At 46.3% G+C, this 13,231-nt stretch carries 12 protein-coding genes; 3 read left to right on the top strand and 9 right to left on the bottom strand.

The genetic code is table 11. The features are described 5' to 3' along the window. Positions 1–35: 35 nt before the first annotated feature. Positions 36–1,244, bottom strand: coding sequence for an acetyl-CoA C-acetyltransferase (locus DVY93_RS01070; RefSeq protein ID WP_230708418.1), 1,209 nt, complete (start codon positions 1,242–1,244; stop codon positions 36–38). Between the two features lie 103 nt (positions 1,245–1,347). Next, positions 1,348–2,499, bottom strand: a complete 1,152-nt coding sequence (locus DVY93_RS01075; protein ID WP_230708419.1) for an acyl-CoA dehydrogenase family protein — start codon at positions 2,497–2,499, stop codon at positions 1,348–1,350. A gap of 287 nt (positions 2,500–2,786) precedes the next feature. Here DVY93_RS01075 and DVY93_RS01080 point away from each other — a divergent pair, with 287 nt between their 5' ends. Continuing rightward, positions 2,787–3,422, top strand: coding sequence for a TetR/AcrR family transcriptional regulator (locus DVY93_RS01080; RefSeq protein ID WP_230708420.1), 636 nt, complete (start codon positions 2,787–2,789; stop codon positions 3,420–3,422). A 188-nt stretch (positions 3,423–3,610) separates the two neighbouring features. Here the strand turns inward: DVY93_RS01080 and DVY93_RS01085 are convergent, their stop codons facing one another. Then, positions 3,611–4,258 carry a hypothetical protein gene (locus tag DVY93_RS01085; protein WP_230708421.1) on the bottom strand — a complete coding sequence of 216 codons (648 nt, stop codon included), beginning with the start codon at positions 4,256–4,258 and terminating at the stop codon, positions 3,611–3,613. A gap of 569 nt (positions 4,259–4,827) precedes the next feature. Between DVY93_RS01085 and DVY93_RS01090 the strand changes: the two genes are divergently transcribed. Further along, on the top strand, positions 4,828–6,027 hold the full coding sequence (locus DVY93_RS01090; RefSeq protein WP_230708422.1) for a sugar transporter: 1,200 nt from the start codon (positions 4,828–4,830) through the stop codon (positions 6,025–6,027). 19 nt (positions 6,028–6,046) lie between these two features. Here the strand turns inward: DVY93_RS01090 and arfB are convergent, their stop codons facing one another. The 6 genes from arfB to DVY93_RS01120 all read right to left on the bottom strand — a co-directional run bounded on the left by arfB (position 6,047) and on the right by DVY93_RS01120 (position 12,040). After that, complete coding sequence (gene arfB, locus DVY93_RS01095; protein ID WP_198334646.1) at positions 6,047–6,460, bottom strand: alternative ribosome rescue aminoacyl-tRNA hydrolase ArfB; 414 nt, start codon at positions 6,458–6,460, stop codon at positions 6,047–6,049. Positions 6,461–6,533: 73 nt separating this feature from the next. Beyond that, positions 6,534–7,394: an HpcH/HpaI aldolase/citrate lyase family protein gene (locus tag DVY93_RS01100; protein WP_230708423.1), complete on the bottom strand. Its 861-nt coding sequence runs from the start codon at positions 7,392–7,394 to the stop codon at positions 6,534–6,536. A gap of 227 nt (positions 7,395–7,621) precedes the next feature. After that, positions 7,622–8,383 (bottom strand): SDR family oxidoreductase, encoded by a 762-nt coding sequence (locus tag DVY93_RS01105; RefSeq protein WP_198334644.1) that lies wholly within the window; start codon positions 8,381–8,383, stop codon positions 7,622–7,624. Positions 8,384–8,418: 35 nt separating this feature from the next. Continuing rightward, the gene (locus DVY93_RS01110; RefSeq protein ID WP_230708424.1) at positions 8,419–9,201 is read right to left on the bottom strand and encodes an SDR family NAD(P)-dependent oxidoreductase; all 783 of its coding nucleotides are present in this window, start codon (positions 9,199–9,201) and stop codon (positions 8,419–8,421) included. 3 nt (positions 9,202–9,204) lie between these two features. Then, on the bottom strand, positions 9,205–10,212 hold the full coding sequence (locus DVY93_RS01115; protein ID WP_230708426.1) for an NADP-dependent oxidoreductase: 1,008 nt from the start codon (positions 10,210–10,212) through the stop codon (positions 9,205–9,207). Between the two features lie 22 nt (positions 10,213–10,234). Further along, positions 10,235–12,040, bottom strand: a complete 1,806-nt coding sequence (locus DVY93_RS01120) for an acyl-CoA dehydrogenase (RefSeq protein ID WP_230708428.1) — start codon at positions 12,038–12,040, stop codon at positions 10,235–10,237. 182 nt (positions 12,041–12,222) lie between these two features. Here DVY93_RS01120 and DVY93_RS01125 point away from each other — a divergent pair, with 182 nt between their 5' ends. Further along, complete coding sequence (locus tag DVY93_RS01125) at positions 12,223–13,221, top strand: GlxA family transcriptional regulator (RefSeq protein ID WP_193005473.1); 999 nt, start codon at positions 12,223–12,225, stop codon at positions 13,219–13,221. Positions 13,222–13,231: the final 10 nt, after the last annotated feature.

Consider the following 13,231-nt stretch of genomic DNA (forward strand, 5'->3'; position numbering starts at 1 on the left):
AATAAAAGCATATCAACCTGTTCGCGCTCAATGCTCTAGACACGCTCAATGATCGTCGCAATACCCATACCGCCGCCCACACATAGGGTAATCATCGCCGTTTTTAGGTCACGACGTTCTAACTCATCTAGGACAGTCGTCATGAGCATGGCACCTGTTGCCCCAAGCGGATGACCCATGGCGATCGCGCCGCCATTGACATTGACGATATCGAGCGAGAGTCCAAAATCATCAGCGGTATTTAGCGGTATCGCAGCAAATGCCTCATTGATCTCCCACAGGTCAATATCTGAAGCTTGCATACCCGCTTTTTTGAGGGCTTTTTGGCAGGCAGGCGTCGGTCCTGTCAGCATAATGGCAGGCTCTGAGCCAATAACTGATGCCATCGTGATCTTAGCGCGTGGCTTAAGACCTGCTTTTTGACCGGCAGCGGCACTACCGACCAAACACAGAGCGGCCCCATCAACGATACCCGAAGAATTGCCAGCATGATGCACGTGGTCAACGTTCTCAATCGTGGTATATCTGTCCAAGATAACACTGTCAAAGCCCATTTTTCCGGGTACAATAAAAGAGGGTTTAAGTCCCGCTAACGTCTCAACATTGGTGTTAGGACGGATGGTTTCATCTTTGTCCAACAGCATCATGCCATTGATATCCGTCACAGGAACGACGGACTTATCGTAGTAGCCTTTCTCCCACGCATTAGCAGCACGGCGATGCGACTCGGTGGCAAAGGCATCGACGTCAGTACGGCTAAAGCCTTTGAGCGTCGCTATGGTATCTGCGCCAACCCCTTGCGGCACAAAATGCGTCGCTTCATTGACCCGAGGGTCCATATACCAAGCACCTCCATCAGAACCCATCGGTACGCGGCTCATGGATTCAACCCCACCTGCCACCACCATGTCCTCCATACCTGACATGATCTTGGCGGCAGCCAAATTGATAGACTCAAGGCCTGACGCACAAAACCGGGACAAGGTGACACCCGCGACACTTTGCGCCCAGCCAGCGTCGATAACCGCAATGCGTGCAATATCAGAACCTTGCTCACCAACTGGTGTCACACATCCAATCACCACATCATCAACCAAACTGGTGTCCAAGTGGTGACGCTGCTGCATCTCCTTTAATAAGGTACGCGTCAACCAAGTCGGTGATGCCTGATACAAAGAACCATCCTTTTTTCCTTTGCCACGCGGGGTACGGATAGCCTCATAAATGTAAGCGGTCTCAGTCATAAAAAATCCCTTTTTCTTTTATCAATCAACAATAACTAGCGCAATTTTATTTTCAACGAACCATAAAAGGTACTAACTTTATCCAAAAAACGGCGGCAAACACTTACATAAAGCGTGACGCCAGCTCTTTCATGATCTCATTGGTGCCACCGTAGATTTTTTGAACTCGGGCATCGGCATACAAGCGAGCGATCGGATACTCTGTCATATAGCCATAGCCCCCAAAGAGCTGGACGCACTCATCAATCACGTCACATTGTTTTTGCGTCACCCAGTACTTAACCAGTGAGGCATGAGGAACGGTTAATTTACCTTCCAACATGGCATCAATGGCGGCATCACACATACTGCTAGCAGCAAGATAATCAGCGTAGCATTCTGCCATCTTAAAGCGCGTGTTTTGAAACGACCAAACTGGCTTGCCAAAGGCTTCTCGGCCTTTAACGTAATCTAGTGTCAAATCGATCGCAAGTTTCATTGCACCAATCCCTGATATGGCAATGATCAGACGCTCACGGGGCAGCTCTTGCATCATCTGAATGAAACCCATGCCCTCTACTGTACCCAAAAGGTTCTTTTGGGGCACACGTACATTACTGAAGAACAGCTCCGAGGTGTCTTGTGAAGTCATACCGATCTTATCGAGATTACGACCACGCTCAAAACCAGTCACTTTATCGGTTTCTACCATAATAAGTGAGACACCTTGAGCGCCTTTATCACGATCTGTCTTGCAAGCCAGCAAAATCAGATTGGCATGCTGACCATTGGTGATAAAGGTTTTTGAACCATTGATAATATAGTCCTCACCATCTTTTACGGCGTAAGTCTTGATATTTTGTAGGTCTGAGCCAGTCCCAGGTTCAGTCATAGCAATCGCGGCCACATACTCACCAGTCGCCATCTTAGGTAGCCATTCTTTTTTCTGCTCTTCTGTACCATGAGCCAAGATATAAGGGGCGACAATACCTGAATGCACCGTCCCACCAAAACCTGACTGATTGGCCTCTGCTTGTGCATAAAGAAGCGCCGCTTCATGGCCAAAATCTCCGCCGCCGCCGCCATACGCTTCTGGTATTGATGCGCACAAAAACCCCATCGCCCCTGCCTCTTCCCAAGCCGCGCGATCAATCATGCCGTTTTTGCGCCACTGCTCATCCTTTGACTCCCAACTTTTAAACATTTTTAGCGCACTGTCATAAACCATTTGGTGCTCTTCAGTCATCCAGTTTGGGGTAAATTTTTCTATACTCATGTTGTCTATCCTTGACGAGGGTGAATGGGTAGTGGGTAAGCCAAACTTATCTAAAGGGAAATCACTCTATGTATGGTAATATGTATTACCGTTAAAAACAGATAATAAACCCTTGTTGATTGCTCACACTGAGTACTTATACTAGGATAGTATCCGTACTCGCGCAACCACTTAAACAACAATGGTAATACCCATTACTCATTTTGTTTGTGTAGTAAGTTGGTTGGGCGACTTAGGGCTTGCGTAGAAAATGTCTAAAACACACCAGCACACAGGAAGCATAAGGTATGAAAACGACCAGTCAGGTAGATCACGTCACTGAGGCCCGGCACCTATCCCCTTTATCCGCTATGCGCCCTACCACGCTGGACAATATTGAAAAAGCCGTACGTAAGCTATTTGCAGGTTTTGATGCTAATGAGGTCACCATGGCGCAGATTGCGAAGACCGCTAATGTCTCATTGCAAACCCTTTACAAATACTTTGGCGACAAACAAACCCTGTTTTATACCATTATGGACAGAGTGTTGGGACGACTAGCGTCACGGATGATAGATCATCTGCAAGGTATTGATAGCGTAGAGGAGCGGCTGCGTAAGACGTTATGGGTATGCTTTGACTTTGTCGACTCCCATCCCGATGCGGTGATGGTGTTGTATTCGGTATCAGAGCTACACTTTCGTAATATCGCTATTTATGAGAACAAAGAGCTGATTGATGCGTTTTTGACGGTGTTAGAAGATGGCCAAACTCGTGGTGTGTTAAATGACACAGTGCCACTTTATACACTTTTTGACGTGTTTATGGGGTTTATCAACCGCCTTGGACTGATGCATATCATTCGTCAGACAGAGACGCCCATTATTGCGGAGTTCGATGCGCTGTTTGTGATTTTATGGCGGGCAATCTCTAAACCTGAATGACCAATCAAGACATAGATATAGATACAGCATATATCGCTTAAAACGTTGGCTTTGACAATAAAAAAAGCCTCACTAAAAGTGAAGCTTTATGTTGCTTAAAACGTCTATATTTATGCTAACCCTCTTTATGGCTTATCTACCAAAATCTCTTCACTCAAGTTAATAGGCCTTTTATATAATCACAGTACTTACACACCACTAGACTTTGGTGAGCCGTACGTCACTCTATCCATCACTGTATTATTTTGTTCAATAGTCAGTCGATAGCCTTTGATTCTCCCGTCATACGGCAAATGCCCTTCATACTGCTGATAGTGCTCACAAATACCTTCTTGCACTATCGACTCCCGCTCTGCCTCATCCAGTGTGGCAAAACCACGAGGTAGATGGACCTGAGCGAAACGTGATGCGGCGGCGCGAGACATCCAATTTGCGCCGCTAGTAAAGTGAAAATCCACATCCGCTCGTAAGTTATATTGGGGTAAAGGATTGGGGGCATGGGCTAATTTGTACTTAATCTGCTCGATGTCTTCTGCAAATGGGGCATAAGGTATTTCTAGCACCACAAACAGCTTCGCTAAAAAATCATCGGCTGTAAAGTACTTATCTATATAACTGCCATCCAGCCCAAGATGCTTGTTCGACAATACGTGCCGCAGGCGATCACAGGCGGGTATGGTATGCTTCAGAGGATAACCCATGGCTTTGACAATGTCTTGCGAACACAGCTTAAGTGCCTCTATTTGATTGACTGCATATTGCGCCAGAGGATGACACGGACGGTAACGACGGGTATATTTGGATTGGTTGGCCGTGTGGCTCTTGGTATTGAACACCTTAGACTCCTGTAACTCCGACAAAAAAGTATGAAATAAGCCCAAACAGGCAAATAAAATCAGGCACAAATGAGGATGTCGGAGTACAGGCTCATGCGCTTTACCAGAGTTATTTTATATCGTGCTGGAAGTTGCAAGGTTTGTCCGTCGCCATTAGATTGCCATAACGGCTAGCGGTACAAAACTGTTAAACCCACGATAGGTGATTCACTGATGATAGCATACCAGATGATAGAAAATAAATACTGTTACTCATGTTGTTACTGTTAACCAATACTATTATTAATCTTACTTTTAAAGCGTGTTAACAATACCAGACCCTATCAAGCGTCTGATTATAAAACAGCCTTCTTGATGACCAATAGGTGGACAAAGGTTATCCATGAAACCCCAACACTCCTTTTATATCGTGTTACTTCTTGCTTGAAAACCGATGCTCATTAGCAAAAAACTACTTTAACTTATCCCTTTGAATTGGTATCTTTCCCTCCTTTCTTGAGCCCCTTATATGTCTTATCCCACTTTTCAGCTAATTTTGCTGTATTAGCCTCTTCTTTATACTGGATTTTATGAAACACAACCTTGAGGTGAGCTCAGACGCTCGCCGAACTCAGTATTTTCAAGTTTTTTTGATGGGTGTGAGCGCATTCATTATGAACACGACCGAATTTGTCCCTGTAGCATTATTAAGTGACATTGCTCAAGATTTCTCTATCACCACGGCAGAGACAGGTTGGATGCTGACGCTTTATGCTTGGATTGTCGCTGCGATGTCATTGCCGCTGATGCTGCTGACCAGTCGCTTTGAGCGCAAGCGTTTGCTCTTAGGTCTTTTTGCCGTCTTTATTGCAAGCCATGTTCTGTCAGTGTTTGCCTGGAGTTTTGATGTGCTGCTTATCAGTCGCGTTGGGATTGCACTGTCCCATGCGATATTTTGGTCAATCACGGCGGCAATTACCATACGCGTGGCACCTAAAGGTAAAAAAGCGTTGGCGCTTAGTGTGCTGGCGACGGGTACGTCGCTTGCGATGGTGCTAGGTGTACCTTTAGGACGATTGATTGGTCAATGGTTTGGCTGGCGCGCGACCTTTGGCGGTATTGGCGTCATTGCCCTCATTGTCTTTATCCTCCAAGCGAAGCTCTTGCCAACCCTGCCTAGTATGTTTGAAGGCTCTTTTCGAAAGATCCCAGAATTGCTCAAAAATCCATTGTTGGTCTGTTTGTATTTACTGATTTTGCTCGTCTTTACCGCCCACTACACTGCTTACTCTTATATCGAGCCTTTCATGCGGCAGGTTGGCTCAATCAGTGAAAACCTAGCGACTTTTGTATTGCTACTTTTTGGTGCCGCAGGTATTTTGGGTAGTGTGATATTTAGCCGCTGGGGTGACAGTTTTAACACTAGGCTGATGCTGATATCGACGATACTGATGCTGGTCTCTATGCTCGCGCTACTCTTTGCTGTGACCTCGATATGGGCACTTAGCTTGATTGCCTTACTTTGGGGGGCCGCGCTCATGCTACTGATTATCTCTATGCAAGCCAAAGTCATCATGGTGGATGTGAGTGCGCAAGACATGCTGATGTCGATGTTCTCAGGCATTATTAATTTAGGAATTGGGACAGGCGCGTTGTTCGGCGGTTATGCAGTGACGCATATCTCTTTATCCAGTGTGGGCTACGTTGGGGCGGCTATCGCGAGTGCCGCGCTGCTACTGATGTTATTTATGATAAAGCGCTTCCCTGAGCTGGGCAGCAGACTCGGCTAAGCAGTAAGGAGCGCTGGTTTTAATAGTCCACTTTACCGCGTAAGGCTTTGGTCTTGCCGCGCTGGGTTTTTTGATCGACACGTTTACGCTTGGCGTTTCTACTCGGTTTGGTAGGCTTGCGGGTCTTATTGACATACGTGGCTTTTATGATGAAGCTGCGCAGACGTTCAAACGCATCGATTTTGTTTCTTTCTTGCGTGCGAAACTGCTGGGCTTTGATGATGAGCACACCTTCTTTGGTGATTCGGCTATCTTTACTATCCAGCAGGCGCTGCTTATGAATATCACTCAAACTTGAGGCATGGATATCAAACCGCAGATGAATCGCAGAGGAGACTTTATTGACATTTTGCCCGCCTGCTCCCTGCGCGCGTATGGCACTGATCTCCACTTCATTGTCACTGAGGCTAATATTATTGCTGATAAAAATCATAGGGTTTTTTGATAGAGTCTTAGTATGTGTGGTTTATGATAAAGCATTATTTCACCGCTCGCCACTTTGCCAATCACTGCGACTTCACCAATAATTGACGGCAGCGCTCAATCACGGGCGCATCGACCATCTCGCCCTCTATTTTAAACACCGCCTGCCCGCTTTGTTCATACTCTGCGACCACACGCTGCGCAAACTCAAGCTCACTAGCTGTCGGTTGTAGGGCTTGTTGGACAGTGGCTACTTGCTTGGGATGAATACACAGCATCCCTAACATACCCATTTGCGACCACAACTGTACGCGAGCGCGCAATCCTGCCCCGTCGTTGAAGTCAGGGTAAATGGTGTCGATGGGCGGCGCTAACTGATGTATTTTCGACGTTAAAATTAATTGATAGCGGATTTGATTGGCAATGATATCCGCTGAGGGCGTGCCTGCTTGCACGCGCAGATCATTGCACAAGTCTAAAAACCCATAACTGAACGCGATCAATCCAGTTGTTTTTGCCATGCTATCTATGTGATATAAACCAGCGGCACTTTCTATTAGTGCGATGACAGGTAGACCAGTACGCTGATGCACGTATTCAATATCTGCTGCTTTTTCCGCTTTGGCCAGTAGCACACCCGCTATTTTAGGCATTTTCTGACATAGCGCTATGTCTTTGGGAAATGCTTGACTGCCTGCTTGATTAATCCGTAGCCAAATCGGCTGATGATTTTGCGTGTCATTTTGATCATCATAGTATTTTTTCAACGCCTCTCGAGCTTGTGCCTTATCCTCTTGGGCGACGGCATCCTCCAAATCAATAATCACTGCATCTGCATCACTGGCAAACGCTTTTGCCACTCGATCGATCCGAGTCGCTGGGACAAATAACCACGTTTTGTTTTTAGAGATGTCGGCTGCTATATTGTCGTTCACTGAATCCATGGTTGACTCCCTTGTTTTATGTCCGTCTCTGCCAGTTTGGTTCTTTGTGTTTATTATGCCATTACCGAGCTGGTTTGCGTATAGGAAGGGTCGTAAACGCGATACGATAGTAGAAGTCTAAAGAAGTTTTTTATTCAATTCAGGCGTTAAACCAAAAACCGCACAGAAATGACTCTTATGCGGTTTTTTTTAAAAACGGTTTCTGTGCTTCTATCAGCAACACGAAGCTAGGCGAGCATGCCGCCATCTACCACCACGGTCGCGCCTGTGGTATAGCTCGATGCGTCAGACACTAGATATAATACTGTGCCAGCCATCTCATCGGGATCAGCCACGCGCCCTAAAGGGATGGCATGCAGCGCCATTTTTAAGACTTTATCATTGGTGGTCAAGGCAGAGGCAAACTTTGTATCGGTCAAGCCTGGCAATAACGCATTCACACGAATATTTAACGGGCCACACTCTTTTGCAAAGGCTTTGGTCATACTAATGACAGCCGCCTTAGTGATTGAGTAAATACCTTGCTTGTCACCTGCGACCAAACCATTCACGGATGCGGTATTTAAAATGACGCCGCCGCCCTGCTCGCGCATCATCTTGCCCGCAGCGGTCGACATAAAGAAGTAGCCGCGAATGTTAACTTCAACGGTCTTATCAAAAGCCGCTAAATCGGTGTCTAAGATATGCCCGTAATAAGGGTTGGCGGCGGCGTTATTGACCAAAATATCAATCTGACCAAATTCACTTTTGATATGTTCAAAAATCGCATCAATCTGCTCCATATCTCCCACATGGCAAGCAAAAGCACTGGCTTTATGGCCATCAGCAATAATGCTATCAGCCACTGCTTGGCAAGCGTCGATTTTGCGGCTAGAGACAATCACGTGTGCCCCTCTTGAGGCAAGCAGACGTGCAATAGATTCGCCAATACCGCGGCTGGCACCCGTCACTAAGGCAATCTTACCGGTTAAATCAAATAAATCCTTCATCGTTATTCCTTATATTTTAATAAATACTTTAGACACTAAGCCAACATACCGCCATCGAGGGTAAAGGCATGACCATTCATAAAGCTGCTCTCGTCACTGGCCAGCCATGCAATCGCACCAGACACCTCATCAACTTCTCCCAAACGGCGCAGTGGGCTGGCCTTGATGGTGGCTTGCTGCGCGCGCTCGTCCATATTTGCCATGGTATTACGCACCATTGGTGTATCGATAAAACTGGGACACACCGCATTAAAGCGAATATTGACACGGGCGTATTCATGGGCCGCAGACTTGGTAAGCCCCATGACGCCATGTTTGGCGGCGCTATAAATAGACAACATGGGCGCAGATCGCAAGCCTGCAATGGACGCCACATTAATCACATGACCACCGCCAGTTGGTGCCATACAAGTAACCGCAGCACGCATACAATGCCAGACACCTTTTAGGTTCACTGCGATATTGCGGTCAAAATCTTCCTCAGTTAGCTCATGCATGGGGGCAGGTTTATGATCGATACCAGCGTTGTTTACCACGACATCGAGGCCACCAAGCGCTTGCACAGCAAAAGCAAATAACGCTCGTACTTCATCGCCACTGGTGACATCTACCTTTTTAAAGGTAATGCTATTGCCAGCATCTTGACCTTGCTTGGCGATGGCAGCGCCTAGTTCTTCTGCCCTGTCGCCAATCACAACTTTTGCGCCGCGACTGGCCAGTAGTAACGCACTGGCTGCACCGATACCAGAAGCACCGCCCGTAATCAAAATGCGCTTACCAGCAACATTACTTGCTACTCCATTTATATTTGGTGTCATGATTTATCCCTCTACCTTAAGTACCAACTTGCCAAAATTTTTCCCTTTAAAAAGCATCATTAAGGTATCAGGGAAGGTCTCGATACCTTCAACGATATGATCTTTTACTTTGATATCACCTGACTGAATCCAGCCCGCAATCTCTTTCATCGCGATTGGGTATTCCTTGATATTATCAAACACCACAATACCCTCCATACGCGCGCGATTGACCAATAATGACAAGTAATTTGATGGGCCTTTGACCGCTGTGGTGTTGTTATATTGGCTAATCGCACCGCAAATAACGATACGCGCGCGCAGATTAATCTGGGTGAGTACGTCATTTAAAATATCGCCACCAACATTGTCAAAATACACATCAACGCCATCTGGGCAGGTTTTCTTCAGTGCTTTTTTTACATCTTCATTTTTATAATCGATCGTCGCATCAAATCCAAGCTCATCAATCAAGAACTGACATTTTTCGCTACCGCCTGCGATACCGACGACTCGGCAGCCCTTAATTTTGGCAATTTGACCAACCAAACTACCAACCGCACCTGCCGCGCCAGATACGACAACGGTCTCGCCTGCTTTTGGCTCCCCTGTTTTTAACAAACCAAAATAGCCAGTCATGCCCGGCATACCCAATACGCCCAAGTAATAAGACAAGGGTGCGAGATTTGGATCGACTTTGTGCAGGCCCGTACCATCACTGACGGCATACGACTGCACACCATTGTGACCAGCCACATAATCACCAACGGCAAACTTCTCATGCTTGCTTGCAATAACTTCACCCACCGTACCAGCGCGCATGACATCACCAATCTGTACCGGCTCGATGTAAGACTTTGCGTCATTGAGCCACCCACGCATCGCCGGATCCATAGAGATATACTCAATTTTTATCAGCAACTGTCCGTCTTTGATGGTCGGCAGTTCTGTCTCGGTATATTCCCAAGTATCGGCGCTCGGTTCGCCAACGGGTCTTGCTTTTAGTCGCCACTGCTTGTTGATTGTTGTCATTACTCTTTCCTTAGAGAGGTTTTTAGAACCAGTCGGCTTGCATGTCCGTGCAAACAGAATTGTTGTGGGTTAAAATTGCGATATCGCGATTGATTAATGGTAATTCCCAATCGATAAAATATTTTGCCGCCTGTATTTTTCCCTGATAGAAATTTTGTTTTTCAGCATCGGTTGTCTCACTTAACAGTTGCTCAGCTTTACTCGCTTGGCGAATCCAAATCCAGCTCAGCACAATGGAGGCAAAAACATTCATGAGCGCTTGGGCGTTGCCAGTAAGCGTTACCGCCTCTTCAGTCTGTAAAACTTTGCTTAAATGCACCAGCACGTCATGCAGATGACCCATATAAGGCGTTAATTTACCCGCAAGCGCTGCGCTCTCAGGCGTGGTGATGCTGGTTAGATCTTGCGTGATTTCACGTTTTAGAATCTGAATACCAAGACCGCCTTTTTGCCATAACTTGCGAAATGACAAATCTAAGGCTTGCACGCCATTTGTGCCTTCGTGGATGGGGTTGAGACGGTTGTCACGCCAAAACTGCTCGGCATGATATTCGCGCGTATAACCGGCACCGCCCAATACTTGAATGCCCAAGTCATTGGCTTTAGGGCCATACTCAGACGGCCATGCTTTTAACACTGGTGTGAGTAAGTCTAATAGTTCTGACAGCTCATTTTTTAGCGTTTCGTCTTCACAAGTATTGATACGGTCGATAAGGTTTGAGCCGTATAAGCACAAGGAAATACCGCCCTCAGAGTAGGCTTTTTGCGCGAGTAACATACGCTTTACATCGCCATGCTGGATGATTGCCGTGGCGGCATCTTCAGGCTTGTTGTTCGGTGCGATTCGACCTTGCATTCGGTCTTTGGCGTAATCTAGCGAGTACTGATAACCCCGATAGCCAATCATAGAGGCACCAAAACCAACCGCGATACGTGCCTCATTCATCATTTTGAACATATAACGCAGACCAAAGTGCGCTTCGCCAATCAGATAACCATGGCACTCGCCTTCATCACCAAAGCTCAATGCCGTCGAGGTAGCCCCTCGATAACCAAGCTTATGAATCAGTCCAGTCAAATGCACGTCATTGCTCTCGCCAACCGACAAGTCATCGTTTAAGCGATATTTTGGCACGGCAAACAAAGAAATCCCTTTGACACCGCCAGGCCCGCCTGGAATTTTGGCCAATACCAGATGGACAATATTGTCAGACAGTTCGTGATCGCCTGCTGAGATATAAATCTTACTGCCTTTGATACGATATGAGCCATCGTCTTGTTTTACCGCGGTGGTTTTGATATCAGCAAGCGATGACCCCGCATGTGGCTCTGTCAGTGCCATCGTTCCAGTAAAGTCCCCCGTCAGCATACGCGGCATAAAGGCCGCTTTGATATCGTCATTGGCAAAGTGTGAGAGCACGTTGATTGCCGCTGTGGTCAAAAATGGATACGCAGTCGTTGATGGGTTGGCCGCCATAAAATAGCCTGCCACTGCTGTCATCACTGTTTCAGGCAGCTGCATCCCACCATCTTCGAAGCTATAACGACCCGCGATAAAGCCCGACTCACGAAACGCATCAAAGGCGACTTTCACATCATCTATCATGCTGACTTTTTTACCATCAAACTGCGGCTCGTTTTTATCGGCAACATGGTTGTGCGGCAAAAACAAATCGGTTGCTATTTTGTTAGCGGTGTCTAATACCGCATCGAATGTCTCGCGGCTATGCTCTGAGAATTTGGGATGTTCGGTCAGCGTTTCAGTGTCCAAAACATCGTATAATTGGAACGGTACTTCAAAATCATTGATAAGCGTCTCTGCGGCCATAATGTTCTCGTTAGTATTGTCGTTAACAAAAAAATTGGTTATCAATAGATACTAAGCTAATTTCGCGCCTTGCCGTATTGTCATTTATGACATAATTATGGTCAAATAAGACATACCATCAGAAGTTTTTAGCTAAAAAACTGTCTATTTGGGTAATAGCTATCAAAGGAAAGCCGACACAGATGCCTAACTACCAACCTTTTAAAGTCATTATTTTGGGATTCGATGGGGTGCTCGGTAGTGTGCTTGCTGGCGCATTGGACTTGTTTTCATTCACTGGTGTCAGCTGGCAGCGATTTTTGGATGAGGCAGTTGAGCCTAGATTTAATGTGCAAATAGCGAGCCTAGGCGGTGTGGATATCAGATGCAGCAATCGCTTACTCATGCAAGCGCATTGCGACATTCAAGACGTCACGGCATGCGATTTATTATTAATACCCACCATTGGTGATTCAATCGATAAAGTATTAAGACAAAACAGTGAGCTGCTACCGCACCTACAGCGACTGGCTAAGACCAAGGCTGATATTGCCAGCAATTGTAGCGGAGCGTTCTTTTTGGCAAAGGCAGGACTACTAGACGATAAGATAGCCACGACTCATTGGGGTTATGCGAGTAAATTTAAAGCAGATTTTCCACTCGTTGATTTACAGGAGAATCAATTTGTCACCCAATCGGGTAATATATTCTGTGCCGCGGGTGGTAGTGCTTTTTATGATTTGGGATTATTATTGATAGAGCGCTACTGCGGGCGTGAGATTTCTACGCAAGTGGCAAGAACTCAGATTATCGACAGTAAAAGAGGCAATCAAAACAGTTATACAAACGTGACGTTGCACAAACCGCATTCAGACCCGCTCGTCAAACAAGTACAAGAGTTTATCGAAGCAAACTTCCATCGGCCTATTCAAGTCAGTCGTTTGGCTAATATGGTCAATATCACCCCGCGTACCTTGAACAGACGCTTTCAGTCTTGTGTCGCCATGCGTCCGATTGAGTACATTCAAGCTGTCAGAATTGAGCAGGCAAAACGTTTGTTAGAATCAGGCGATGTGACGATTAAATCGCTGGCCGATCACGTTGGTTATGATGATATCTCTTCATTTACCCGCTTGTTTAAACGTGCCACGGAACTAACGCCTAAAGAGTATCAGGATAAGTTTTCGCGGCTGCCCATTTAGCAATGATAGC

The organism is Psychrobacter sp. CCUG 69069 (assembly GCF_021023115.1).
Classification (GTDB): Bacteria; Pseudomonadota; Gammaproteobacteria; order Pseudomonadales; family Moraxellaceae; genus Psychrobacter; species Psychrobacter namhaensis.

Excerpts from the sequence above, each read along its gene's own strand:
- DVY93_RS01070 (WP_230708418.1), bottom strand. The coding sequence starts at position 1,244 with ATGACTGAGACCGCTTACATTTATGAGGCTATCCGTACCCCGCGTGGC.
- DVY93_RS01075 (WP_230708419.1), bottom strand. The coding sequence starts at position 2,499 with ATGAGTATAGAAAAATTTACCCCAAACTGGATGACTGAAGAGCACCAA.
- DVY93_RS01080 (WP_230708420.1), top strand. The coding sequence starts at position 2,787 with ATGAAAACGACCAGTCAGGTAGATCACGTCACTGAGGCCCGGCACCTA.
- DVY93_RS01090 (WP_230708422.1), top strand. The coding sequence starts at position 4,828 with ATGAAACACAACCTTGAGGTGAGCTCAGACGCTCGCCGAACTCAGTAT.
- arfB (WP_198334646.1), bottom strand. The coding sequence starts at position 6,460 with ATGATTTTTATCAGCAATAATATTAGCCTCAGTGACAATGAAGTGGAG.
- DVY93_RS01100 (WP_230708423.1), bottom strand. The coding sequence starts at position 7,394 with ATGGATTCAGTGAACGACAATATAGCAGCCGACATCTCTAAAAACAAA.
- DVY93_RS01105 (WP_198334644.1), bottom strand. The coding sequence starts at position 8,383 with ATGAAGGATTTATTTGATTTAACCGGTAAGATTGCCTTAGTGACGGGT.
- DVY93_RS01110 (WP_230708424.1), bottom strand. The coding sequence starts at position 9,201 with ATGACACCAAATATAAATGGAGTAGCAAGTAATGTTGCTGGTAAGCGC.
- DVY93_RS01115 (WP_230708426.1), bottom strand. The coding sequence starts at position 10,212 with ATGACAACAATCAACAAGCAGTGGCGACTAAAAGCAAGACCCGTTGGC.
- DVY93_RS01120 (WP_230708428.1), bottom strand. The coding sequence starts at position 12,040 with ATGGCCGCAGAGACGCTTATCAATGATTTTGAAGTACCGTTCCAATTA.
- DVY93_RS01125 (WP_193005473.1), top strand. The coding sequence starts at position 12,223 with ATGCCTAACTACCAACCTTTTAAAGTCATTATTTTGGGATTCGATGGG.